19 protein-coding genes are annotated in these 24,233 nt (G+C 70.7%); 6 read left to right on the forward strand and 13 right to left on the reverse strand.

Annotated features, from left to right (window positions below):
* Window positions 1–4: 4 nt before the first annotated feature.
* Window positions 5–853, forward strand: coding sequence for a serine hydrolase (locus STVA_RS08865; RefSeq protein WP_123688998.1), 849 nt, complete (start codon window positions 5–7; stop codon window positions 851–853).
* Between the two features lie 3 nt (window positions 854–856).
* On the opposite strand, the gene STVA_RS08870 is transcribed toward STVA_RS08865, so the two are convergent.
* The 5 genes from STVA_RS08870 to STVA_RS08890 are packed head-to-tail and all read right to left on the reverse strand — an operon-like array spanning window position 857 to window position 7,392.
* On the reverse strand, window positions 857–1,822 hold the full coding sequence (locus STVA_RS08870) for a Bug family tripartite tricarboxylate transporter substrate binding protein (protein WP_123688997.1): 966 nt from the start codon (window positions 1,820–1,822) through the stop codon (window positions 857–859).
* Window positions 1,819–3,330 (reverse strand): class I adenylate-forming enzyme family protein, encoded by a 1,512-nt coding sequence (locus STVA_RS08875; RefSeq protein WP_123688996.1) that lies wholly within the window; start codon window positions 3,328–3,330, stop codon window positions 1,819–1,821. The genes STVA_RS08870 and STVA_RS08875 overlap by 4 nt, the downstream gene beginning before the upstream one ends.
* Before the next feature lie 31 nt (window positions 3,331–3,361).
* Complete coding sequence (locus STVA_RS08880) at window positions 3,362–4,876, reverse strand: class I adenylate-forming enzyme family protein (RefSeq protein ID WP_123688995.1); 1,515 nt, start codon at window positions 4,874–4,876, stop codon at window positions 3,362–3,364.
* A gap of 31 nt (window positions 4,877–4,907) precedes the next feature.
* On the reverse strand, window positions 4,908–5,897 hold the full coding sequence (locus tag STVA_RS08885) for a Bug family tripartite tricarboxylate transporter substrate binding protein (RefSeq protein ID WP_170216385.1): 990 nt from the start codon (window positions 5,895–5,897) through the stop codon (window positions 4,908–4,910).
* Between the two features lie 10 nt (window positions 5,898–5,907).
* A complete protein-coding gene (locus STVA_RS08890) occupies window positions 5,908–7,392 on the reverse strand; it encodes a class I adenylate-forming enzyme family protein (protein ID WP_170216384.1) in 1,485 nt (494 codons plus the stop codon).
* A gap of 291 nt (window positions 7,393–7,683) precedes the next feature.
* On the opposite strand from STVA_RS08890, the gene STVA_RS08895 reads away from it, so the two are divergent.
* The 5 genes from STVA_RS08895 (at window position 7,684) to STVA_RS08915 (ending at window position 12,333) form a co-directional block, all read left to right on the forward strand.
* A complete protein-coding gene (locus STVA_RS08895; protein ID WP_123689830.1) occupies window positions 7,684–8,016 on the forward strand; it encodes a DHCW motif cupin fold protein in 333 nt (110 codons plus the stop codon).
* 133 nt (window positions 8,017–8,149) lie between these two features.
* Window positions 8,150–9,721 (forward strand): DUF2491 family protein, encoded by a 1,572-nt coding sequence (locus STVA_RS08900; RefSeq protein ID WP_170216383.1) that lies wholly within the window; start codon window positions 8,150–8,152, stop codon window positions 9,719–9,721.
* Window positions 9,722–9,749: 28 nt separating this feature from the next.
* Window positions 9,750–10,175 carry a DUF350 domain-containing protein gene (locus STVA_RS08905; protein WP_123688991.1) on the forward strand — a complete coding sequence of 142 codons (426 nt, stop codon included), beginning with the start codon at window positions 9,750–9,752 and terminating at the stop codon, window positions 10,173–10,175.
* 98 nt (window positions 10,176–10,273) lie between these two features.
* Window positions 10,274–11,044 (forward strand): hypothetical protein, encoded by a 771-nt coding sequence (locus tag STVA_RS08910; RefSeq protein WP_123688990.1) that lies wholly within the window; start codon window positions 10,274–10,276, stop codon window positions 11,042–11,044.
* Window positions 11,045–11,178: 134 nt separating this feature from the next.
* Window positions 11,179–12,333, forward strand: a complete 1,155-nt coding sequence (locus STVA_RS08915) for an NADH:flavin oxidoreductase/NADH oxidase (protein ID WP_123688989.1) — start codon at window positions 11,179–11,181, stop codon at window positions 12,331–12,333.
* 28 nt (window positions 12,334–12,361) lie between these two features.
* On the opposite strand, the gene STVA_RS08920 is transcribed toward STVA_RS08915, so the two are convergent.
* The 8 genes from STVA_RS08920 to STVA_RS08955 are packed head-to-tail and all read right to left on the reverse strand — an operon-like array spanning window position 12,362 to window position 24,228.
* The gene (locus STVA_RS08920; RefSeq protein WP_170216382.1) at window positions 12,362–15,466 is read right to left on the reverse strand and encodes a rhamnan synthesis F family protein; all 3,105 of its coding nucleotides are present in this window, start codon (window positions 15,464–15,466) and stop codon (window positions 12,362–12,364) included.
* Between the two features lie 46 nt (window positions 15,467–15,512).
* The gene (locus tag STVA_RS08925; RefSeq protein WP_170216381.1) at window positions 15,513–17,219 is read right to left on the reverse strand and encodes a glycosyltransferase WbsX family protein; all 1,707 of its coding nucleotides are present in this window, start codon (window positions 17,217–17,219) and stop codon (window positions 15,513–15,515) included.
* Window positions 17,219–19,699, reverse strand: a complete 2,481-nt coding sequence (locus tag STVA_RS08930; RefSeq protein WP_123688987.1) for a glycosyltransferase family protein — start codon at window positions 19,697–19,699, stop codon at window positions 17,219–17,221. The genes STVA_RS08925 and STVA_RS08930 overlap by 1 nt, the downstream gene beginning before the upstream one ends.
* Window positions 19,700–19,747: 48 nt before the next feature.
* Entirely contained in the window at window positions 19,748–20,950 is a 1,203-nt protein-coding gene (locus tag STVA_RS08935; protein WP_170221597.1) for a glycosyltransferase family 2 protein, read from the reverse strand.
* A 5-nt stretch (window positions 20,951–20,955) separates the two neighbouring features.
* Window positions 20,956–22,077: a glycosyltransferase family 2 protein gene (locus STVA_RS08940; RefSeq protein ID WP_170221598.1), complete on the reverse strand. Its 1,122-nt coding sequence runs from the start codon at window positions 22,075–22,077 to the stop codon at window positions 20,956–20,958.
* Between the two features lie 53 nt (window positions 22,078–22,130).
* Entirely contained in the window at window positions 22,131–23,324 is a 1,194-nt protein-coding gene (locus STVA_RS08945) for a glycosyltransferase family 2 protein (RefSeq protein ID WP_123688984.1), read from the reverse strand.
* Between the two features lie 57 nt (window positions 23,325–23,381).
* Window positions 23,382–24,053, reverse strand: coding sequence for a monofunctional biosynthetic peptidoglycan transglycosylase (mtgA, locus tag STVA_RS08950; protein ID WP_123688983.1), 672 nt, complete (start codon window positions 24,051–24,053; stop codon window positions 23,382–23,384).
* A 25-nt stretch (window positions 24,054–24,078) separates the two neighbouring features.
* Complete coding sequence (locus STVA_RS08955; RefSeq protein ID WP_123688982.1) at window positions 24,079–24,228, reverse strand: DUF3096 domain-containing protein; 150 nt, start codon at window positions 24,226–24,228, stop codon at window positions 24,079–24,081.
* Between the last annotated feature and the right edge of the window lie 5 nt (window positions 24,229–24,233).

Consider the following 24,233-nt stretch of genomic DNA (forward strand, 5'->3'; position numbering starts at 1 on the left):
ACCGATGGATGCGCTGGCGCGAAAGCTGAACGAACTGTGCGATGCCCAACCCTTCACGACCAGTTGGTATGTCCGCGACCTGACGACGGGCGCCGTGGCCGACCGCGCCGGGACGGTGCCGACGCCGTCGGCCAGCACGCGCAAGACCTCGATCATGATGGCCGCGTTCAAGGCGGTGCATGAGGGCCGGCTCGACCTCGACGAGATGATCACGATCGAGGCGGAGTACCAGGCCGGGGTGGCGTCGGGCACCTTCCATCACATGACGCCCGGCGTGCGGATTCCGCTGCGCGATGCCATCGTCCACATGATCATCACGTCGGACAACGTCTCGACGCGGATCGTCGTCGACCGGGTCGATCTCGACGAGCTGAACGACTATTGCCGGGCGATCGGGCTGGACGGCACCGTGCACCGCTTCAAGATCCCGCCGCTCGGCCTGCCCTGGGACCATCCGGCCGAGGCGGTGACGACGACCACGCCGGTCGACCAGGGCCGCCTGATGGAACTCATCCTGGCCGGTGCCGCCGATGAGAAGGCGGCCGCCTTCCTGGGCTCGACCAGCCATTGGTGCCGCTATGCGCTGGATATCCTGTCGTGGCAGGTGCATCGCTCGATGATCCCGGCTCTGCTGCCGTTCGGCGGGCGCATCTGCAACAAGACCGGGCGCGGCATCCGCGGCCGGTCCGACGCCGGCCTCGTCTATCGCGGCGACCGGCCGCTCTATGTGCTGACAGCCTTCGTCGACTTCATCCCCGAGGAACTGCCGGATGGCTTGCCCGGCTGGTCCGGCTCGGTCGCCCTGATCGCCCGCCTGTCGCGGGCCTGCTGGGACGGCATCGGCAAGGCGTAGGCCCTAGTCGAGGGTTATCCCGCTCTCGCGGATCAGTGCGGTCCAGCGCGTCCGTTCACGCGCCAGGAATGCCGTGAAGCTGGCGCCATCCCCGCCTGCCGGGGTGGCGCCAAGCCGGCCCAGCCAAGCCACGAAGGCCGGGTCGCCCACGGCGGCGTCGAAGGCGCCCACCAGCCGCGTGGCGATCTCGGCCGGCAGTCCGGCCGGCGCGAAGATGCCGAGCCAGGACGATGCCACCACCTGCGGCAACCCGCATTCGCCGAAGGTGGGCACGGCCGGCAACAGCGGCGACCGCCCGGCGGTGGACACGGCCAGCGCCTGGACCTGTCCCGACAGCACGGGCGCGGCTGCCCCACCGACCAGGTCGAAGCCCAGCACGATCTGCCCGGCCACCAGGTCCGTCAGCATCGCCGACGCGCCGCGATAGGGCACGTGGCGCAGATGCAGGCCCATCGCCCGCGACAGCATGGCGCCCAGCAGGTGATGGGTCGACCCGATGCCGGGCGAGCCGAACGCCGTATCCGGGTGTTGCCGCAGCCAGCCCAGCATGTCCGCCGGGGCGGCCGGCAGCGACGGGTGGGTGAGGGCGGCCAGCGGCTGGTCGCAGATATGGAACAGCGGCGTGAAGTCCCGCTCCGCGTCGTAGGACAGGCGCGGTCCCATCAGGATTGGGTTGATCACGACAGGTCCGACCGGGCTGAAGATCAGGGTATATCCATCGGCCGGCGCGCGGGCGAGCGCGTCCATGGCGATGTTGCCGCCGGCACCCGGCCGGCTCTCGATGACGATCGGGCGGCCCAGCAGCGGCGTCAGCGCATCGGCCAGCCGGTGCAGGATGGCGTCGCCGGTGCTGCCGGGCTGAAAGCCGCGCAGGATGCGGATCGGCCGCTGCGGTTCCCAGCGAGCGGCTGCCGGGCGGACGAACGGAGCGGCCAGCAGGCCGGCGATCACCGCGCGCCGGCCGGTCATGCTGGTCGTCCGCGCCTTGCCCGAACATGGCTCAACAGGATCTTGCGCAGCTCCGGCACCTTCACCTTGCGGGTGCCGGTCCGCGGCAACTCGGGCAGGACGAATATGTCCCGGGGCACTTTCCAGTCGTTGAGTGCCGCCCGGCAATGCGACTCCAGTTCATTCGCTGCCACCGGATGGCGCAGCACCACGGCCGCGACCGGCACCTCCTGGTTGCGCGCCGACGGCATGGCGAGCGCCACTGCCTCGGCCACGGCGGGGTGGGCCAGCAGCACTTCCTCGATCTCGATGGGATAGAGTTTCCGGCCGCCGAAATTGATGCGGTCGTCCACCCGGCCGCGCAGGAAGAGGTACCCGTCCGCGTCGAGATACCCCGTGTCGCCCATATGGAACCAGCCGTTGCGATGGGCACGGTCGGTCGCGGCCGGGTCGCCGATATAGTGCTCGGAGACCAGTGGGCTGCGCACGCAGACCTCGCCGATGGCGCCCGCCGGCAACGGCCGGTCGAGGTCGTCGACGATCCGCAGGGCGACGGTCTCGACCGCGCGGCCGACCGTGTCGGGATTCAACGCCAGGTCGGCCGGCGTGGCGTGGGTGATCGTGCCGGCCTCGTTGCTGGCATAGCCGATATGCAGGTTGGGTGTCAGGCGGCTGAGGATCGCCTTGCGCGTGGCGAGTGGCAGCATCGCCGACGCGACCGTCAGCACGCGCACGGCCGGCAATGCCGGTTCCGACTGCTGAGGCAGACCGTCCAGCATGGCCGTGACATGGGTGGGCGCCGTCGCCAGGTAGCTGATGGCGTCCGCGGTCAGGTCGGCAATCAGCTTCGGCATGCTCTGGGGCAGGGGGTGGAAGGCGACGGTCCCGCCGGCGTTCAGGGTGCGCCAGACCGGGTAGCGGCCGAGCGCGAAGTTCATCGAGACGATCGGACGGTGACGGTCGGCGGACGTGAGCCCCAGGGGGGCGGAGCGCGCATCGATGCGGTCGATGAGCTGGCGGTGGCTGGACGGGGCCGACTTCGAAGGACCGCTCGTGCCCGACGATATGGCGATCTGCGCCAGCCGGTCGCCGCCCGGCCGGCGGACGGCAACTGGGTCGAATCCGTCCGGCAGGTCCTCAATGGCGACGGTCTGGATCGGGCCGGCAATCGCGGCCGCGCGCTCGAGCGCGATCGACCGGTCGATCAGCAGGAGCCGGGCGCCAGCGGTGGAGAGCAGCCGGGCGATGTCGGCATCGGGGCTGCCGGGATCGAGTACCAGCGTGGCGCGGCCGCCCAGCATTGACCCCAGTGCGGCGAGTGATGTCCCTGCGTTCCCATCCGTCAGGATGGCGACGACCGCGCCGGGTTCCACGTCGCTCTGGTCGAGCCCGCGGGCGATGCCCCCCAGCGCCCAGGCAAGGTCGGCGAAGGATAGCGAGGCGTGGTCGGTGACCAGCGCCGTCTGCCCGGGCGTTGCCGCGGCATGCCGCAGGAGCTGGTCGCAATAGTTCGCCTCGGCAAACGCCATCCCGGTTCAATGGCTGAAGCGCTTCCGACATTCAATCGCGTTCTAGGCCAGACGTGGTGCGCATCTGGTCCAAGATGAGCTGGCGCAGCTCGGGAGTCATGATCTTGCGCATGCTTGTCCGCGGCAGGCTGGGGAAGACGAATATCCGCCGGGGCACCTTCCAGCCGACCAGCATCGCCCGGCAATGGTCCAACAGGACCTGCTCCGGCACCGGCTGGCGCAGGACGACGGCGGCGACCGGGACCTCCTGGTTGTGGGCGGACGGCAGGGCAAGCGCGGCCGCCTCGGCCACCGCCGGATGGGCCAGCAGCACCTCCTCGATCTCGACCGGGTAGAGTTTCCGGCCGGCGAAGTTGATGCGATCGTCCACCCGGCCGGCAATGAAGAGGTAGCCGTCGACGTCGAGATGGCCGGTGTCGCCCATGTGGAACCAGCCGTCCCGGTTGGTGCGGCCGGTCGCCTCCGGGTCGCCGATATAGTGTTGGGTGGCGAGCGGGCTCCGCACGCGGATTTCGCCGAGGGCGCCCGGCGGCAGCGGCGTCCCCTGGTCGTCGACCACTTCCAGCGTCACCGACCGCACGGCGCGCCCCACCGTCCCGGGCTTCAGCGCCAGTTCGCCCGGCGTGGCGTGGGTGATGGAGCCCGCCTCGTTGCTGCCATAGCCGATCTGCAGGTTGGGCGTCAGGCGGGTCATGACCGCCTGCCGCGCGGCGAGCGACATCATCGCCGATGAGACCAGCAGCACCCGCACCGCGGGCAGGGCGGGCTGCGGCCGCTCGGGCAGGCCGTTCAGCATCGCCGTCACGTGGCTCGGCGTCAGCGACAGGTAGGTGACGCCGTCCGCGTTCAGGCTGGCGGCCAGGTCCGGCATGGTGCGGGGCAGGGGGCGGAAGATTGCGGTGCCGCCGGCATCCAGCGTGCGCAGCACCGGGTAGCGGCCCATGATGAAGTTCATCGAGATGATCGGCCGATGGCGGTCCGCCGGGCCGAGGTCGAGGTGCCATGCCTGCGCATCCATGCGGCCGGCCAATTGGTGATGGCTGCAAGGTGCTGCCTTGGACGGGCCGGTCGTGCCGGACGACACGATGATCTGCGCGAGCCGGTCGCCGCCGTCCCGGCGCCGGGCGAAGGGGTCGGCGCTTTCGGGCAGAGTCTCGATGGCGATGGTCTGAAGGTGGCCGGCGATGGCGGTCGCGCGGGCCGCCGGCACCGAGCGGTCGACCAGCAGAGCCTGCGCGCCGGTGGCGGCCAGCAGCCGGGCCATCTCCGCATCGGCGCTGCCGGTATCGAGCAGCAGGGCCACCCGACCCCCCAGGATCACCCCCAGCCAGGCCCGCAGCGCAGGCGCCTGGCCGTCGGTCAGGATGCCGACGACGGCCCCCGGCGGCACGTCGCTCTGGTCCAGCCCGTGGGCGACGCCGCCGAACGACCAGGCATGGTCGGCAAAGGTCAGGCTGTGGTCCGGGCCGAGGATGGCCGTCCGCCGGGCGGCCGTCCGGGCGTGGCCCAGTATCCGGTCGCAGTAGTTATGGTCCTTGGAATGCACCGCCCGGTTATTGCACCGACGATCGGTCGTCTCAATCCAGCGTGACCCCGGCCTGGCGGATCGCCTGTTCCCATCGCTGCCGCTCGGCGTCGAGGAAGGCGGCGAAGCGGGCGGCCGACGTGCCGGCGGGGGTCACGCCGATCTCGGCGAACCAGGCCGCCATGCCCGGCGTTGCGAGGATGCGATTGGTGGCGGCGTTCAGGCGCTCGGCCTGTTCGGGCGGCAGGCCGGCCGGCGCGAACATGGCCATCCAGGACGATACGACGACGGGGGTGCCGCCCTCGACCAGGGTCGGTGCCGCGGGCAGCAGCGACGAGCGTTGCCGTCCAGACGTGGCGACCGCCACCACACGCCCGTCCTGGCCCGAGACGGCGGCGCCGAAGGCGGTGTCGATCGACAGGTCGATGGCGCCCGCCATCAGGTCGGTCGCGGCCTGCACCGTCCCGCGATAGGCGACGTGGCGCAGGCGGAGGCCCAGCGCCTGCGACAGCATCTCGCCCACCATGTGCTGGGTGGAGCCTATGCCGGGGGTGCCGTAGGTCGCCTGCGGGTGCCGGCGCAGCCAGTCCTGCAAGGTGCCGGGGGCGGGACCGGTGTCGGGCCGGGCGATGATCGCCAGCGGCTGGTCCCAGATCTGGGTGATCGGGGTGAACGCGCGGACGGCGTCATAGGGCATGCGGCCGGTCATCAGCACCGGATTGATGACGACCGGGCCGATCGGGCTCAGGGCCAGGGTCTGTCCGTCCGGCGGTGCCTTGGCCAGGATGTCCATGGCGATGTTGCCGCCGGCCCCGGCCTTATTGTCGACAACGACCGGCCGGCCTAGTTCGGCCGCCAGCGGTTCGGCCAGCTTGCGCGCCAGGAGGTCGGCCGATCCGCCTGGCGGATAGCCGACCAGCAGGCGGATGGCCCGGCCCGGCTGCTCGGCCGACACGGCGGCCGGCGCCAGCATGCACGGCGCCAGCAGCGCCGCCGCCAGCGTCGCCAGGCGCCGCAGATGGCGGCCCACCTGTTCGATCATTGCGGTCCGATCACTGCTGGCCCGTTGCATTGGCGGCCGTCAGGCGCGCCAGCACCTGCTGGCGCAGTTCGGGGATCAGCACCTTGCGGGCGGCATTGCGCGGCAGCGCATCGAACGCAAAGACCATCCGGGGCATCTTTCCCTCGCCCAGCAGCGGCAGGCAGTGCCGGCGGATCTCGGCCGTGGTGACCGGCTGGCGCAGGACCACAGCCGCCACCGCGACCTCGATGCCGTTGCGCACGGCCAGGCCGAACGCGGCGGCCTCGGCGATCGCCGGGTGCGTCAGCAGCGCGTCCTCGATCTCGAAGGGATAGAGCTTGCGGCCGCTCTGGTTGATGCGGTCGTCGAGGCGCCCGTGCAGGAAGAGGTAGCCATCTTCATCCAGGTGGCCGGTATCGCCCAGGTGGAACCAGCCGTCGCGATAGGCCCGGGCGGAGGTCGCCGGGTCGCCCAGATACCCGCCGGCCGCCGCCGCCGTGCGGACGCGCACCGCCCCGATGGCGCCGGCCGCGACCGGCCGGTCGTCGGCATCGACGACCTCCACCGCGATGCCGGGCAGGGGCCGGCCGACGGTGGCGGGCTCGCGCGCCAGGTCGGCCGGACCGGCATGGGTGATGGTGCCGACCTCGTTGCTGCCCAGGCTGACATGCAGGTTGGGCGTGAGCCGCGCGCGGATGGCCGCGCGCATGGCCAGGGGAACCATGGCCGAACTGACCATGAAGACGCGGATGAAGGGCATTGCCGGCGGCCGGCCCGGCGGCAGTTGTTCCAGCATCGCCGCGACATGGGTCGGCGTCATGGTGAGGTAGGTGATGCCGTCCGCCGCCAGGCTGCCGACCAGTTCGCCCACGGTCTTGGGCAGCGGGGTCATCACGACCGCGCCGCCGGCCGCCAGCGTGCGCATCGCCGGGTAGCGGCCCAGCACGAAGCCCATGGTGATCAGTGGCCGATGGCGATCGTCGGGGCCGAGGCCGAGGAAGGGCGACAGCGTCTCGACACGCTCGATCAACTGCGCGTGGGAGGCGGGCGACGCCTTGGCCGGCCCGCTGGTGCCCGACGAGATCGCGATCTGCGCCATCGCCTCGCCGCCTGGGCGACGGACCGCCGTGGGGTTGGCCGAGGCCGGCAGCGTGTCGATGCCAAAGGTCGGCACGGACCAGGCGCGTGCGCGGTCGGTGACGACGGCGGCGGCACCCGTCAGGGCCAGCAGGCGCTCGATCTCGGCCGGTGGCGCATCGGCATCCAGCGGCAGGGCGACGCGGCCGCCCAGCATCGTGCCAAGGATGGCCCGCAGCGCCGCCGGGCTGTCGTCCACAAGGATGCCGACGACGCTGGCGGGTGCGATCTGCCGTTCGTCGAGTCCGGCCGCCACCCCACCCAGGGCTGCGGCCCACTGGGCGAAGGTCGCGGTGCCGGTGGTGGTGAGAATCGCGGGGCGCGCGGGGGTATTGGCCGCATGGCCGAGGATTGCATCGGCCACGTTCTGGTCTCTCATCGGTGCTGTCGTCTCCGTCGCCGGTGGCGCGAAATTAACGCATCCGCGCAGGGAAACCGTTCCTTGATTGCCGCGTTGTCGCTGGAGTCCAACCGAATGACAACCCGCGAAGGAGCTTTCCCGATGCCGATCATCCTCTGGCTGCTGGGCGTGCCTGCCACCATCGTCATCCTGCTCATGCTGTTCGGCGTGGTCGGCTTCTGATCGCCCGTCCAGTGACGACCGCGGCCCGGGCGTTGCCAGCCCGGCGCCCGGTCGCATAGGGTGCGGCCTTGCTACAGGGGCCGACCAATGAAAATTCCAGCACTGCCGTTCACCGTCACCGACTGGTCCAAGGTCGAGCCCACGCAGCATCCCGGCGAGCGCGGCCACGCGCTGTGGCGGACGCTGAACATCGGCGACATCCGCGTGCGGATGGTCGAGTACTCGCCCGGCTACCTGGCGGATCACTGGTGCGACCGCGGCCATATCCTGTTCGTGGTGGCGGGTGAGCTGGTGAGCGAGTTGCGCGATGGGCGGAAGTCGACCCTGACGGCGGGCATGAGCTACCAGGTGTCCGACCATGGCGACGCCGCGCATCGGTCGTCGACCGAGAACGGCGCCACGCTGTTCATCGTCGATTGACGCTGCCCCCGCCATCGGCAGGGCGACCCCTGGTCGCGGCCGGGGGGCGTGCCGATATGGTAGGCCGCAGGAGCGGGGGAACGATCGTGCCGGGTTTGCAAGCTTGACGGACAGGTCTGGGCGTCCGGGTACCGTGCGCCGCCATCTGGCGGTGGCGCTGGCCGTGCTGCTGGCCGCGATGCCGGCGGGGCGGCCGATCCTGCAGGTGGCGGCGCTGGCCACCGTCGGCACGCTGGTGGCATCCGACGCGGAGGCGCAGCGGCGCTCGTCCGGCGGGTATTCTCGACCGTCGACCAGCCGCACGCCCTCGTTCTCTTCCGGCTCTTCCAGCTCGCGCCGGCCATCGACGTCCGGCGGCTACAGCCGTCCGTCCGCGCACGTATATGTTCCGCGCCAGGCACCCGCCCAGTCGGGCGCGGACCGCGCGATGCAGCGGCGCGGCTCCCAGGATGCGCTCGATGCCTTTCGCGGCGGGTCCGGCTCCGGCTCGTCCGGCCAGCGCGGCGCGATCACGCTGCCGCAGGGGCCGCTCTATGGTGGTCGCACGCCGTCGACGCAGCGCCAGCCCAGCTACACCTTCCGCGGCCAGCCGGCGCCGTCCGGCGGCGGGCAGTGGCAGCCGCCATCCTATGCCGGCGGCGGTGGCGGCGGGCGCTTCGGTGCCTGGGACGGGTTGCTGCTCTATTACCTGCTCGACACGCTGAACCGGCCCGGGCGCGCCCAGGCCTTCCACGACAATGGCAACGACCCGGGCGTGCGCGCCTGGCGCTCCGAGGCAGACCGCAAGGCGGCCGACGACCCCGCCCTGCGGGCCCGGCTGGAAGAGTTGGACCGCCAGACGGCAGCCTTGAAGGGCCAGCCGGTGCAACCCGGCCGCCTGCCGTCCGACGTGGCGCAGGCCAGTGAAAAGGAGGAAGGCGGCATGGGCGGCCTGCTGATTACCGTGCTGCTGCTGGGGGGCTTTGCCTTCGTGACCTGGCGCTTCTTCCGCCGCCGCCGTGCCGGGGCCGCGGCCACCGCCGTCAAGGGAGGTCAGATGGGCCCGATCGATACCGCGCGCGGCATGCTGCGCGACAAGCTCGGGGGCGGGCAGCCTTACAAGCCGTCCTTCTTCCGGGTGGGGATGACCTTCCCGCTCGACCCGACGCCGTTCCTGCTGGCGGGCGGCGTGGCCAAGGTGACGCAGCCGCCCGCCAGCAGTGCCAGCGGCCTGGTCTCGGTCTCGGCCGTGGGCCGCATCGATGCCGGCGACGTGCACATGCACCGCCTGTACCTCGCCGGCAGCGACGGCTGGTTCCAGCTCTGGCTCGACGAGGATGGCCGGCCCGAGGAATGCCGCTGGTTCCAGCCGGTCGACGAGGTGCATCCGGCCGACCGCGAGGAATGGGCCTTCTGGATGGACGAGCGCGAGGGCATGGTCGGCTGGCCGGAATTCCAGACCAAGGACGGGCAGGTCTATGCCCGCCACTGGCTGCCGGGCGAAAGCCGGGTGCCGCCTCGGGAATGGACCGAGACGATCGAGGATGCCCGCGGCAGCCGCCAGCGTCAGGTCCACGCGATGCTCTATGCCCGCGCGACCGGGGCGGCCGCCCCGGCCCCCGATGCCGAGTACATCCTGGTCTCGGTCATCGAGGATGCCGGCCAGGCCTATGTCGAGGTCGCCGCCGGCATCGACGTAAACCCGACCGCGCTGACCATCGCCTGAGCGTTCACGAGAAGAGGGATACCGTCCGATGGACGACGCGCTGAGCCGCATCTTCACCAGCCTGGGCACCGGCGTGCCCGTGCTGCTGCTGCATTTCGCCACGATGCTGGCCCTCCTGGCGGCCGGCGTGCTGCTCTACATGGCAATCACGCCGTTCCGCGAGCGCGAGTTGATCCGCGAGGGCAACCTGGCGGCCGGCATCATGACGCTGGGCATCTTCCTCGGCATTTCCATCCCGCTGGCCGCGACGCTGGCAACGTCGACGGTGTGGCTCGACGTGGTGCTGTGGGGGGCGGTGGCCGTGATACTGCAGGTCGCGACCTTCCTGGTGGCGACCCTGATCATGCCGGGCCTGCGCCACCTGATCGAGGCCGGCAACACGGCCGCCGCGCTGGCCATGGTGGGGGTGCAGTTGGCGGTCGCCCTGCTGAACGCCGGGGCGATGGCCGGATAACCATCATTGGCCCGGGTTCTTTCATCCCGGGCAGGCGTGCCTATATTCACGCCGTCGTCCCGGTGCGGGCGCCAACTCTGTTCTGGAGTGACACGAGCATGCTGATCTTCATCCGCAACCTTCTGGGCGTTAAGGCCGATCAGGCCGTGCAGGCCGGTGTCGAGGCCTTGGTCCGCTGGGACCCGAAGGCCGCGACCGAGGCCGAGCTGCGCACCATGGAAGGGCATCTGGACCAGCTCGGCATGGAAGTCGCCAAGGCCCGCCAGGCCTATGACCGCGAGAAGAAGGAGGCGGTCGCCATCCAGGACCTGTCGCGCCAGCGCATGGCCGCGGCCGAGCACCTGGAGCGCCAGATCAATGGCGAGGCGGACGCCGGGCGCAAGGCCGGGCTGGAAAAGAGCCTGGGCACGCTGGTCGGCATGCTGGAGGAGATGGCACCCGAGGTCGATCGCGAGGCCCGCGACGCCGACGACGCGCTGTCCTTCCTGGAGATGCTGGAGAAGTCCTACTCGGCGGCTGGCTCGAAGCTGAAGCAGGCCCGCAGCGAGCTGGAACGCGCCCAGCGCGACATGTCGCGGGCCGAGCAGCAGCGCGCCGCGTCAGAGCGCCAGGCCGAGGGTGCGCGCCGCGCGGCGGGCCTCGCCAGCAGCACGAGCGGCCTGTCGGTCGCGCTGAAGGCGATGAAGGATTCGGCCGAGCGCGACCTCGCCTCGGCTGAGGCCGCCGCCGCCAAGACGCGCCTGCTGACCCCGACGCGGCCGGAAAAGGACGACGGCAACATTGCCGCCGCCATGGCCGCGGCCTCGGGCAAGGCGGCGCCGTCGCAGAGCTTGACCGAGCGGCTGGCGGCGCTGAAGAATCGGACCTAACGGCGGTTCCGGTATCGAACGGAGGGGGGCGGAGCGATCCGCCCCCCTTTTCGTTTGCCCCGCTTCTTGTAAGGTCGGGCTTGCTAGGTCGGGCGGGCAATCGACAAGAAACAGGGGAGCAGGGGGATGGCCGGATGACGAACGCGGATTCGCAGGCCCGGGTGGGCGACCAGCGCTTCACCGGAGAGAACGTCCGCCGCATCCTGAAGCGCGAGCGCGACCCGCATCTGTTCCGGCCGATCGAACTGCGCTCGGTCACGGCGCGCAACCGCATCGCCGTCTCGCCCATGTGCCAGTACTGCGCCACCGACGCCATGCCCGATGACTGGCACCTGGTCCATCTGGGGGCACGCGCCCAGGGTGGGGCGGGCATCGTCTTCACCGAGGCGACGCCGTCGGAGCCGCGCGGCCGGGTGACGCGCCACTGCATCGGCCTGTGGAACGACGCCCAGGAGGCGCAGTTCGCGCGCATCGCCGCCTTCGTGTCGGCCCAGGGCGCGGTCCCGGCGATCCAGCTTGCCCATGCCGGCCGCAAGGCGTCGGTGCACCGCCCGTGGGAGGGCACGACGCCCCTGACGGCGGCGGAGGGGGCATGGGAACTGATCGGCCCGACGGCCGAGCCCTATGCCGATGGCTACGCGACGCCCCAGGCCATGGACGAGGCCGCGATCGCCACCTTCGTGGCCGAGCTGTCGGCGACCACCGCCCGCGCGCGGCGGGCAGGCTTCCAGGTGCTGGAATACCACGCCGCCCACGGCTACCTGGTGCATAGTTTCCTGTCGCCCCTATCCAACCGCCGCAACGACGCCTATGGCGGCGACCTGGCGCGGCGCGCGCGCCTGCTGCTGGAGGTGGTCGACGCCATCCGGGCGGAATGGCCGGACGAGCTGCCCCTGTTCGTGCGCTTGTCCTGCGCCGACTGGATTGCGGGTGGGCTGACCATCGCCGACACGATCGCGGTCTCGCGCTGGCTGAAGGCCACGGGCAAGGTCGATCTAGTCGACTGCACGTCGGGCGGGCTCGACCCGCGCCAGCAGATACCGGTCCATCCCGGCTACCAGGTGCCATTCGCCGAGGCGATCCGGCGCGAGGCCGGGATCGCGACCGGGGCCGTCGGCCTCATCCATTCGCCCGAGCATGCCGAGGACATCGTCGCCAACGGGCGCGCCGACCTGGTGTTCCTGGGCCGCGCCCTGCTGGCCGAACCGCACTGGCCGCTGCGGGCGGCGAACGTCCTGAAGGGGAACGCCAGTTGGCCCCTGCAGTATGAGCGCGGCAACATCTACTGACCGGGCAGCCATACCCGGCCACGGCGGATCAGCGCCCGATGCCGGGGATGTGGGTGACGGCGACGCGAAAGCCGCGGGATTCGACCACGACCGGCACCAGCCGTTCCAGCGCATGCAGGATGGTGCCGTCGTGCGGGACCGGCTCCTCGGGATAGTCGTCCCAGCCGAGCCCCAGGTCGAACAGCGGCAGCAGCGCCTGGCTGCGCGCCCAGAACATCGAGCCGGCCGGGAAGTCGATCTCTGCCGGCAGTGCGCCCACCCCCATCCGCAGGGCCAGCCGCTCGGCGATGGAGCGGTTCGATTCGGCCCCGAAATGGAGGCTCGGTGCCTGATCTCGGCCGGCGTCGGGATCATCCGGATCGTGCCAGTTCCAGCCGAAGAGGAGCGGGTCGTCCGGGTGGATCAGCCCCAGGCCCGGGTCGGCGGCCATCCATTCCGCAACGAAACCCATCATCGGCGCGAAGCCGCCCAGCACATGCTCGAACAGGAAGTTCGCCCATCGCGCCGACTCCGTCGGTTCCAAATGCGGGCTGCGCTTGGCATGGGCGTGGCCGACGATGTCGTAGTGTTCGATCCATTCCCGGCCGCAGCCGGTCAGGAACGGCCCGATGTCGCGGCCGCGGTTGGGCCAGACGCGGATGTCGGGCATCGGCAGACCGGCCCGGGCTGCGGCCGCGCCGATGCGGGCCGCCTTGTCGGCACTGTCGGTGCTTACCAGCAGGTCATGGTCGATCGCGCCCGCGCTCGCGGGCGCGATCCGGCGAAACAGGTCGGCCACCCCTTCGTCATGATGGACATGCAGATGCAGGCCGACCCGCAACCCGGATCGGCGCTGCGGCGGGCGCAGTGCGGGGCGAAGGACCTGGCGCTGCCATGGCCCGGCGGGGCGCCCGGCGCGGACGAAGGCCGCGGCTGGATCATGGGCGGCTTCCTCTCCTGACAGCATCGCGTGGTAGAGGCCGGGCCGGAAGCCGGCGAATGGGCGGCGGGGCACGCCTGGTGGAAATATCGGTCGCACATGACGGGCGATTGCCTCCGCGCGGGATACCGGCGGGTCCTGCATGTCGGCGTCGAAGAGGTCGTCGTCGGCCAGGGTGCGGATGTCGCGGCGTTGCCGCTCGGTCGCCAGACGCGCCTCCACCATCGCGGCCACCAAGCCCTCGGCATGGTCGCGCATGCGGGTGTCGGCGGTCTTTGCCTGCTGGCGGGCGCCGAGGGGATGATGCCGGCCGCCGGCCGCGGCCAAGTCGGCCAGCAGCGCGCCCGCAGCTTCGGGGTCGGCCGCGACGGCCTCGGCGAGGGTGACCGGCCAGTCGGCGCCGGCCGAGTCGGCCAGGCAGATGGTGGGGATGGCGCGGGCCATCGCATCCAGCATGGCGATCGGCAGGTCGTCCGTGGCGGTGACCAGCACCGCGTGGGCCAGGCGCAGTGCGGCCTCGTTCGACTGCGTCGACGACACGACGACGGCGCCGTCGTCCAGCCGGGCGGCCGTCTCCCGGGCGCCGGTCAGCTCGCCGTCGCCGGCATTGCCGGTACCGATCCAGACGAAGCGGCAGGGCTGGTCGGGGCGCAACTTGCGGAAGGCCAGCATGGCGGCCAGGAACCGGTTCAGCCCGCCGCCGGGGGCGATGGGACCGAAGCCGAGCACGACGAACATTCCCGGGGCAGGCGTCGACAAGCGGGCCAGGTCGCGCAGCCGTGCCAGTTCCCGGCGCATCGCGTCCTGCGAGCGCGCCATCGAGAAATCGGACGGTCCCACCGGCAGGAAGCGGGCCGGGCGTCGGTCGACATGCGGCATGGTCGTGATGCGGCTGGCTGTGGTCCAGGTGGCGGCCGCCTCGGCCTTGTCGTGGACCAGCACGACCATCGGCACGAACCGCCGGGCGAGCGCCAGGGACAGTTCGTGCGGCGGTAGCCCGATGCTGACGACATAGGTGACCGACAGGCGCTCGATCACGTCGTCCGTCAGGTCGACCAGCTGTCCCTGGCTTGCCAGCCGGCTCCGGTCGGGCACGACGACGCGGCCGAAGGCGGCACGCAGGGCCTCCAGCAACTCGCCGTCGGCCAGGGCCAGCAGCACCGTGTTGACGCGGGCGCGCAGGTGGCCGGCGAGGTTCAGCGCCAGGACCGCCCGGCCACCCCGGTCGGCGGCAGGAATGACGATCAGCACGGTTTCGCGCGCCGGATCCAGCCGCTGGCCCAGATGGTCGAGCTGGATCTCCGTCCGTTCGGTGCGGGTGGCCGGCGCCTCCAGGCCGCGCGGCCGGCCGCCGCGCCCGATGGCTGCGGCGATGCCGGCCACGGCCGGGTCGATGGCGCGCAACAGGTGGCGCCAGGCGACCGGCGAGGTGGCCAGCGCCCGCAGGACCGGGTTGGCGACCCGGCCGCAGGCCAGCCGCTCGAAGAAACGGCCGAGGCATCGCTCCCCTTCCAGGCGGGCCAGGGGGGCCAGTTCGCGGAAGCTGTTGGCGTCGTGCAGGCGATAGCGATAGAGCGCGCCATCGACCAGGCGGGGTTCGGTCTCCAGCATCGCGCCCAGGACGAAGTCCCAGTCGTGGCAGTATGGCATGTCGCGAAACCCGCCGACCCGCCGGTGCAGATCCCGGGTGAACAGCAGGTTGCCGGTCGACACGGCGCGGTTGACGCCGAGGAAGGCGGCCGACGCGGTGGGAAAGGCGGCGATGGAGGCCGGCAGTGCCGCCAGCCGGTGCGCTGATGGCGACTGGTCCGGCCGCCCCTGGCGATCAATGCAGGCGACACCGGTGACCACCAGTTCATGCCCGGCGTCGAGGGCAGCGACGCAGCGGCCAAGCCGGTCCGGCGCATAGAGGTCGTCGGAATTGAGGATCGTCAGGACACGGCCGGCGGCCAACGCCAGGCCGCGCTCGATGGTGCGCGCAGCCCCGATGTTTCCGGGGTTGCGTTCGAAGACGAGGCGGCGGAACCGGCGGGCGAAGGCATCGTCCGCAACCAGCCGTTCGACAGTCGCGGCCGAGTGGTCGGTCGAGGCGTCGTCGACCACGATCAGCTCGATCTCGGGCCAGTCCTGCGCATGGACCGACCGCAGCGCCGCCTCGACGAAGTCGCCGTGCTCGTACAACGGCACGACGACCGACACCAGCTCAGCGGTCATGGCCTGCGTATCGACGACCATGGCGGGGATGCCGTGCAGCGGCGCGTCACTTCTCAACCAGTTCCAGCCGGATGCCGTCCGCGAGGTAGGCCGCACCGGCGTCCGTGGCCAGCCCGACGCGCAGCAGCCACGGCCCGGCCGCCAGCGCCGACAAGTCGAGGGTGATGGCGAAGCCGCTGCGGTCCTGGCCCTCGTCCTCGATGCCGGTGAAGATCGCGCTCGCGTCCTCGCGCGGCAGCCCATGATCGGCCAGCGCATAGAGAGGGTCGCCATTTTCCGGCAGTAGCGCAACGACGCACAGCGGCGGATCCTCCGGCTGGGCGCCGGCCTCGCTCAGCCAGCCCTGCAGCGCCAGCGGCTGGTCGCGGCGCTGGGGCAGCGCCGTAGCCGCTGGGCGCTCGATCCGGCCGCTCACTTGGCCCTGGCGGAGCCGCGTCCGGCGGCCGAGAATGTCGGCCGGGGCGGGTTGCCGCGCAGCGCTAGCCGGCTCCTGTCGCCGGGCGGCGTGGATGCGGCCGAGCCACTCGTTGGTGGCCTCGGCCGCGCGCAGCCGGTCGTCGAGCGCGTGCATCACCTCCACCATGCGACGGATCATTCCCTTGGTGACAAGACCGCCGCCCGCGGCCCGTGCTTCCAGCTGGACCATCACGGCGCGCGCGCGGGCCGCGGTCATGCCACCGCTGGCCCCCACTGCGCGCGCCACGGCGCGCAGCCACTGCCGGCCGCGCCGCTGGTCGGGCTCCAGGTGGTTGCCCTCGCCCCACTCGTTCCAGGCGTTGATGAAGACCAAGCGCCGGTCCGGCTGTCCCATCCGACGGGCGCGATCGACCAGCGCCGTCAGCCATGCCTCGAACAGCTCCGGCGTGGCGCCCCGGTAGAGGTGGCCCGCACTACCGCGCCGGGGGGTGTTGTCCCAGCTGACCATGGCCGAGCGGATGGTCGGGAACGGATAGTCCGTCCGCACGAGATGCTGCTCGACCAGCCGCTCATAGTCGTAGGCGCGGCCATGGAACGGGGCCGTCCAGCGGATCTCGTCGGTGATGTCGACCGGCGGGATGGACAGCGGCGGAAATTCCAGCGTCAGGTCGAAGCCGTCCTCGGCCGGCCTATGGTAGTCGAAGGCGAGGCAGGCGGCCAGGCACAGCTCGATGCCTTCGGCGGCCGCCACCCGCCGCATCTCGGCCAGGGCTGATCGGCAGTCGCGAATCTGCCCCGCGCGATAGATGATGACCAGGGGCCGGCCATCGACGCGCAGGTAGCGCGGGTCCTTGAGATAGGGCAGCAGATCGGTCGCCAGCCGCGCGAAGCAGTCCGGCGGGTAGGTCTGCTGGACGATGATCTCCTTGTCCGCGCCATCCCACCGCCGGGTCCAGCTTTCGTTGGCCCAGCACAGGCAGAATGGCATGTCCGGGCGGCCCGACCTCAGCATGGCCTCCAGCGGCTTTTCCAGCAGGCGGCGGCCATCGAACCAGTAGAAATAGTGGCAGAAGCCGTGGATGCCGTGCTCGCGCGCCAGGGCCGCCTGCTGCTCCATGACCTCGGGCAGGCGCAGGTCGTAGAAGCCGGTCTCCGTCGGCAATTGCGGCTGCTCGTGGCCTTCGAACAGGGGCTGCGCGCGGGTGACGTTGGTCCACTCCGTGAAGCCCTTGCCCCAGGCGGCGTCGTTCTCGGGGATCGGGTGATATTGCGGCAGGTAGAAGGCCATCAGCCGCACCTCGGGGGAGGGGGGCTCCTCTTCGGCTTCGGGCGCCATCAGCGGATGTCCAGCCGGTAGTGAGACGGCGCCAGGCAGATGCCGAACTCGTCCGAGAACCCCAGGGTCAGCGCGTAGCGGCCGTTCGGCAGGGTCCATGGCTCCAGCGTCGCCGTGAATCCGGTCTTCAGCGCCACCGCCCGCGGCGCCTTGGGGAACGCTTTGGCGACATCCGGCCGTTCGGCGCCGGGCTTCAACTGCAGGATGTAGTTGGCCGCGGCGGTCGGGTCGAGCGAGCGGATATGCAGGATTGGGCTCGGCTGCGGCGAGCGGTCGTTTTCCATCGCCCAGCCGTGCAGTCGCACCGGCCCGTCGCCATCGAGGATGATGCTGCCCTCGACGATCTTCAGGGAATCTATGTTGCCGCGAACGATGCCGCGTCGCGGGCTTGTCGGGTGGTGGAACAGCCGTTCCAGCTCCAGGCTCTGCGCCGGCACCTCCTTCTCTGGCGGGCGGGCGGCGGCATCGCCGGCCAGCAGCGGGGCCAGCGCCAGGATCGCGTCTTGCAGGCTGTTGATCGTGGCCGTCTCGCGCGGCTCGGGCGACGGCAGGCGGCTGCGCACGCAGGCCGCCAGCTGGCGGTCCGCGGCCAGCCAGGCCAGGTCCTCGCGGTACGCCTGGTCGAGGTCGGCCTCGACGGCATTCGAGACGAAGCGCGGCTGCTCGATCTGGGCGCGTGCGAACGGTATCGCCGTCATTTCGGCCAGCCAGCGCCGGACTTCCGCAGGGGCCAACCCCTGGCGACGCAGTTGCGCGGTCAGTGCAATCACCGGCGCGGGCAAGCCCCGGTTGCTGCGATCGGCGCTGCCGTTCTGATCGCCAGTCCAATGGGGCTCGACCCAACTGAGGAACGTGACCACGACATCACGGGCGACCGCCGGGTCGTCATAGCTGCCGATGATCATGCGCCCCCGGGTGGCTATCTGCCGCCAGTCGGAGAGAACGTCCCGGAGGCGGAAGCGAAGGCCGCTAGCGGGCATGAATCCAACCATGTCCATATCGCTGCCGGCGACGATCGTCGTCCTGTAGGCGCCCTCCAGAATGTCGCTCGGCCGTCGCAAGAAGACGACCGGAACGATCTCGTACCCTGCCAGGTATCCGGCCACTCGCTGGACCGATTCCATCGGCATGGTCGACAGGTCCTCGGCCGAAATGACCACCCTCCGGCAGCCGCTGGCGGCGATCTCGGCCCGCAACTCCGCCCACAGCGCGTCGGCCCGCTCGGCGGTCCAGTCGCTCCGCAGCGACCACGGCAGCCGATGATGGCCGCCGCCCATCTCGGGCAGCGCACCGGCAAGGGGTACCAGGATCCCCGATCGTTCCAGGGCGTCGCGATTATGCAGCAGGAACCGTTGGATGCTGGTGGTGCCTGTCTTGTGCAGGCCGATGTGCAGATAGACCCGCACCGGCGCGTCTTCGGCCGATCGCGGGATGCCATCGGGGAACAGTGCCGCGATGCTGCGCTGCATCGCCGCGAGATGGTGGTCGATGGCGCCATCGTAGAGCTTGGTCGGCAGTGCCGAGCGCCGACTGGTGCTGACCGTCGTCGACAGCCGGCCGGCCGGTTCGGGACCCAGCGGATAGCGGTTCACCTGTACCATGTCGGTCGCAACGGGCTGCCGCCGCGCGCGGTCGATCGGTTGGCGGCGGCTGTCGAACGGCGTTCCCGCGCCGATCTCGGCCCCGTCCCGCCCGAACCCGGCCCAGCAGTCGACCCGGGCAATGGTGCGCACGTTCGTCAAGGGGTTCGAATAGTGGAAGCGCTGCGGCACCAGTGCCGCGTCGGGCTCAGCCGCCCCGGTATCGGCGAACTGCACCACCCCGACGCCCAGCCCGGGCAGATCGCCGTGGGTCGCCAGCAGGCCGCCCAGGGTGGCATGCTGGCGGGGCACCAGGTACTCGTCGGCATCCAGGACGACCAGCCACGCCGCCCGTCCGGCAAGCCGTTCCCGCCCCTCCGCCAGCAGGTCGGGGCCGGGGTCGATGATCTCCACGACCCCGCGCAGCCGCTCGTTCGCGGCCAGGCGCTGCCGCAGCGGGGCCTCCAGACCATGCAGCAGGAACAGCCCTACGCCGATCGCATGGTGATAGGCGATCCATTGCTCGACCGCGCTGGCGCCCGGATGGATTCGGGCCAGCAAGGCGACGGTCGCCGGGCGCGGCGTGGTGGCGGGCAGCGAGCGCGCCGGGAACGCCAGCGGCCGCTCGAAGCCGTCGATCATGCTTCCATCGGCCAATGCCAGGCGCACGACATGGCGGCCACCGTCCAGCAGGGCGGGCGGGATCGGCAGGGAGAAGCCATAGTAGCCGTCGCCCACGCCCGCGAGGCTGCCATGAAGACGGTTGGCCAGGCATCGCCCGACCAGCCGGCCGTCGATCCAGCCGAACAGCTCGAGACGCCCCAGCGGGTCCGCCTCATCCCGCGCCCATCCGACGATCCTGCCGTCGGCCACCCCGTCCAGACAGCCGACGATCTTCATTGGTCCCGACGACGCCCCGCATGTCGAATGGAATGGATGGCCACAGTCTTAGTTTCTGTCCGTTCCGGGAAGCAAGGGCGGATGGCGGGCCAGTTCGGCGCCGACATGGCCGGGGAACAACCGGTCCAGCGCCGCGCGCGTCGTCCATGCGTGGCGATCGATCCAGCGGTCGAACTCGATGCACTGGTCGTGGCTGTAGAACTGTGCCTCGCTGCGCTGGAAACCCGGGGCCCCGCGAGGCATTCCCGCCCGGCCGCGCTGGCGTTTCTCGGCCCACTCCTCGCGCGATTTCGTGAAGTAGTGGTTGATCTGGGCCGAGCGGTAGCTGGGGACTGGTCCCCGGTCGGGCACGTAGAGCGGGCGGCGCAACTCGTCGGCAATCGGTCGCTCGATCATGCTGTGGTGGTGCATGATCGGCTCCGCCAGAAGCATTTGCCGGGCGATGGTCTTGGTCAGGGGTGCCGGCATCGCATAGTGGAAGCGTTCGGTGACCAGGCGGTCATCGCGCGCGGCCAAGCCTGAACTGCCGAAAACCTTCCATGGAATGGTGATGCCCGACAGGTCGCGGTACCGCCTGAGCATGGAATGGATGCTGCTGTCATGTTTCAGCACCAGGAACTCGTCGAGGTCCAGGATCGCCACCCAGCCGCTGCGGCCGAGTCTGGACATGGCATCGCGATAGGCCGGGCGCTGCGGCCCCTCGGCCGGATCGAACGCCCCGGCCGGCCAGGGCACGACCTCGACGATGCCGGCCAGGCGCGGGTTCCCGCCCAGGCGCTGGGCCATACCGTCGCTGCTGTCATTGTCGTAGATGACGAAGCGGCCAATACCCAGGCCGTGATGATGGGCGATCCATTCCTCGATGTAGCGGCCCTCGTCGCGGGCGATCGCCAGCATGACCACGTCCTCGCCGTCCGAGGGGGTGTCCGTGGGCAGGACATGATCGGCGCAGTCGGTCGCGTGGATGGTTCGGGGCGTGCCGGGCAGCATCCGGCCATCGCCATCGGCCATCCGCAGTTCGTGGGCCTGGCCGTCGACCAGTGCGCGCGGCACCGGCAGGTCGAAGGTGGCATGGCCATCGCCACCGCCGCCCGGCCCCAGGTCCGGCCGGTGCTCGTCGGCCAGGAGCCGGCCGAAGAAGCGGCCATCGAACCAGACGAACAGCTCGACCGGCGCGCCCGGGCGGTCGGTCCAGCCGGCCCAGCCGCTGATGCACCCCTGTACCACGCTGACTTCGCCCAGCAGGGTCATGGCGATCATCCTCCTCGCGGCGCCTGCGGGTGGTCGGGAAACAGCAGGGCCAGGGCAGCCCGGGTCGTCGCCGCATGGTGGTCGATCTCGCGATCGTACTCGATGCTCTCGTCGGCCCTGTGGAACTGCCCGTTGTCGCGCACGAAGCCCGGTGCGTCCGCCGGCCGGTCCGAGCGCCCGCGATAGCGCTTCTCCTCCCATTCCTGGCGCGACTTGGTGAAATAGTGGTTGATCTGTACCGCGCGGTAGCTCGGCTGCTTCAACGCGTGCGGGTCATAGAGCGGGTGCCGCAGCTCGCTGGCGCCGACGCGGTCGCGCGTGATGTGGTGATGGACGTACATCTGCTCCAGCAGGTCCAGCCGGGCGATCGTCTTCACCATGTCCGAGGGGTGGGCGTGGTGGAACCGCTCGGTCACCAGGCGCCCGTCATCGTCGGCCAGCCCGGAGGCGCCGAACACCTTCCAGTGGATCGCCAGTGCGGCCAAGTCGCGATACCGGCGCAGCATCGCCTGTACGCTGGCATCCTGCTTCAGCACCAGGAACTCGTCGATGTCCATGACCGCGACCCAGCCTTCGCCGCCCAGGCGGCCCATGGCATGGCGGTAGGCCGGCTGCTGCGGTCCAATGGTCGCCTGGTCCTGGTAGGCCGCCAACGGCCATGGCACGACCTCGACCAGCCCCTTGAGCCTGGGATTGCGCGCCAGTCGCGCGCCGGTGCCGTCCGTGCTGTCATTGTCGTAGACGACGAAACGGCGGAAACCGATTCCGTAATGGTGGGCCACCCACTCCTCAATGTAGGGAGCCTCGTTCTTGGCGATCCCCAGCATCACGACATCGTCGGTGGGGGCGATCGAATCCGTCGGCAGTACCCGCCGGTCGCAGTCGGTCGACGAGATCTCCTGCGGCGTACCGGGCAGGGGCTGGCCGTCGCAGTCGGTGATCCGCAGTTCATGCGCCCGGCCATCGGCCAGTTCGGGCGGCAACTGGATCTCGAAGGCATGGTGGCCGTCGCCGATGCCGTTCGGCGCCAGGTCGGACCGGTGGCGGTCGGCCAGGACCCGGCCGAGGAAGCGGCCGTTCGCCCAGGCGAACAGCTCGACCGGGCGACCCGGCCGGTCGCTCCGCATGCCCCAGCCGCCGACGCGGCCGCGCTGCACTTTCCCCAATTGGCCGCGCAACGTCACGAGGCCGCCCCCGGCCGGCGCCGCTCCAGGCGGTCCGGGAACAGCCGTTCCATCGCTGCACGGGTCGTCGCCGCGTGGCGGTCGATATCGGTCTCGTGCGCCTCGCTCAGGTCGTGGCCGACGAAATCCCGGGCGAGGCGCACATGGTCGGGCGTGCCGGCCAGGCGATCACTGCGCCCGCGCGCGCGCTTGGCCTCCCACTCCTGGCGGGACTTGGTGAAGTAGTGGTTGATCTGCACGGATCGGTAGCTGGGCGTCTGCAGGAAAGACCCCAGCTCGATCGGCCGGCGCAGTTCGTCGCAGGGGACGCGCCAGCGCATCTGGCCGGCATGGACGCCGATTTGATCGATGAGTGCCACGCGTGAGATTGTCTTTGCGAAATAGGCCGGTCCGCAATAGCGGAACCGCTCCGCCACCGGCTGATCGTTGCCGCGGGCCAGGCCCGAACTGCCGAACATCCGCCAGTTGATGCTAAGGGCGGAGGCATCGCGATACCGCTCCAGGAGTGCCTGCACGTGGCGGTCATGCTTCAGCACCAGGAACTCGTCCAGGTCCAGGACGGCGACCCAGGCCCGCCGGTCGAGCCGGGACAGCGCGTCGGTGTAGGCAGCGTATTGCGGCGCCATGCCGCTATCGGCATAGGCGGCTATCGGCCAGGGCACCACCTCGACGATGTCCTTCAGGCGGGGGTTGCCGGCTAGCATTTCGCCGGTGCCGTCGCGACTGTCGTTGTCGTAGACGAGAAAGTGCCGGAACCCGATCCCGTAATGGTGGGCGATCCACTCCTCAATGTAGCGCGCCTCGTCCTTGGCGATCGCCAGCATGATGACGCGATCGGTGCCGGCGGCCGGCGGGGTCGGGGACATGCGGCCAGGGGTGGTGGTGACGACCGGGCAAAACGGACTGCCCGGGAGATCGGTCCCGTCGACTTGCGTCAGGCGGATTTCATGCCGGCCGCCATCGGCAAACTGGGACGGCAGGGCATATTCGAAGCCATGGCAGCCGTCGCCAATGCCCACGGTGACGAGATCTGGCCGGTAGCGGGAGGCCAGCAGGCGGTCATGGTATCGTCCGTCGAACCAGACGAAGACCTCGACCCGCCGCTGCGGCCGTGCCGAATCGACGGCCCAGCCACCGAGCCAGCCGTCCGGCAGGATGGAAAAGCTGCTCCTGATGTCGCTGGCCCGCACGCGGTCCCTCCGGCCGGCGGCCGACTCTCCAGTCCGCAGGCAAGGCCGGAATGTGGTTCATTCAGGCTGGCGAATGCAACCAAGGTTTGCTGGGCCGAGCTGGTTCGTGCGGGCATCGATGGTGGCCGTCCGCCGCTGGATGTAGCCGGTTGGGGCACCGGCGTTCCAGCGGCGGGGGTTGGGCAGCACGGCCGCCAACCGGGCCGCCTCGGTCCGGGTCAGGTCGCGCGCGGCCTTGCGGAAATGCCGCCGTGCGGCGGCCTCGGCCCCGAAGATGCCGTCGCCCCATTCGGCGATGTTGAGATAGACCTCCATGATCCGGCGCTTCGGCCAAAAGGCGTCGATCGCCAGCGCCAGCGGCGCCTCGATCGCCTTGCGCACGAAGCCGCCGCCCGGCCACAGGAACAGGTTGCGGGCGACCTGCATGGTGATGGTGCTGGCCCCGCGCAGGCGGCCGGTCTCCTCCTGCTCGTCGAGCGCGTCCTGCACCGCCTCGAAGTCGATCCCGTGGTGGGTGCAGAAGCGGTTGTCCTCCGACGCGATCACCGCCCGCGGCAGGGCGGGCGCGATCGCCGCCAGCGCCACCGGCCGCCGGTCGATGGCCGCGCCCTCGACCCAGCGGATGGCCATCAGCGGCGTCGCCGGCGGGTCGATCCAGCGATAGGCGACGATCAGCAGCAGCGGCAGGGCGGCCAGCACCAGCAGGATGCGGAAGAGGATGGTCAGCATCGGCCGCCCCGGTGCCGGTGCTGCGTCAGAAGTGGCTCGACAGCCCCATGACGCCGATGACGATGAGATAGGCGGCGACCGCGTAGTTGAGGATGCGCGGGAAGATCAGGATCAGGATGCCGATCACCAGCGCCAGCAGCGGCTGCAGGGTGATCGCGTTCAGCGAAAGGTTCATGCGCG

Source organism: Stella humosa, from assembly GCF_006738645.1.
GTDB lineage: Bacteria > Pseudomonadota > Alphaproteobacteria > ATCC43930 > Allostellaceae > Allostella > Allostella humosa.

Coding starts and splice junctions, on each gene's coding strand:
- STVA_RS08940 (WP_170221598.1), bottom strand. CDS start 22,077: ATGCGGAGCGACCGGCCGGGTCGCCCGGTCGAGCTGTTCGCCTGGGCG.
- STVA_RS08910 (WP_123688990.1), top strand. CDS start 10,274: ATGCTGATCTTCATCCGCAACCTTCTGGGCGTTAAGGCCGATCAGGCC.
- STVA_RS08925 (WP_170216381.1), bottom strand. CDS start 17,219: ATGGCGCCCGAAGCCGAAGAGGAGCCCCCCTCCCCCGAGGTGCGGCTG.
- STVA_RS08875 (WP_123688996.1), bottom strand. CDS start 3,330: ATGGCGTTTGCCGAGGCGAACTATTGCGACCAGCTCCTGCGGCATGCC.
- STVA_RS08935 (WP_170221597.1), bottom strand. CDS start 20,950: ATGACCCTGCTGGGCGAAGTCAGCGTGGTACAGGGGTGCATCAGCGGC.
- STVA_RS08870 (WP_123688997.1), bottom strand. CDS start 1,822: ATGACCGGCCGGCGCGCGGTGATCGCCGGCCTGCTGGCCGCTCCGTTC.
- STVA_RS08915 (WP_123688989.1), top strand. CDS start 11,179: ATGACGAACGCGGATTCGCAGGCCCGGGTGGGCGACCAGCGCTTCACC.
- STVA_RS08955 (WP_123688982.1), bottom strand. CDS start 24,228: ATGAACCTTTCGCTGAACGCGATCACCCTGCAGCCGCTGCTGGCGCTG.
- STVA_RS08885 (WP_170216385.1), bottom strand. CDS start 5,897: ATGATCGAACAGGTGGGCCGCCATCTGCGGCGCCTGGCGACGCTGGCG.
- STVA_RS08905 (WP_123688991.1), top strand. CDS start 9,750: ATGGACGACGCGCTGAGCCGCATCTTCACCAGCCTGGGCACCGGCGTG.
- STVA_RS08930 (WP_123688987.1), bottom strand. CDS start 19,699: ATGAAGATCGTCGGCTGTCTGGACGGGGTGGCCGACGGCAGGATCGTC.
- STVA_RS08890 (WP_170216384.1), bottom strand. CDS start 7,392: ATGAGAGACCAGAACGTGGCCGATGCAATCCTCGGCCATGCGGCCAAT.
- STVA_RS08895 (WP_123689830.1), top strand. CDS start 7,684: ATGAAAATTCCAGCACTGCCGTTCACCGTCACCGACTGGTCCAAGGTC.
- mtgA (WP_123688983.1), bottom strand. CDS start 24,053: ATGCTGACCATCCTCTTCCGCATCCTGCTGGTGCTGGCCGCCCTGCCG.
- STVA_RS08865 (WP_123688998.1), top strand. CDS start 5: ATGGATGCGCTGGCGCGAAAGCTGAACGAACTGTGCGATGCCCAACCC.
- STVA_RS08920 (WP_170216382.1), bottom strand. CDS start 15,466: ATGACCGCTGAGCTGGTGTCGGTCGTCGTGCCGTTGTACGAGCACGGC.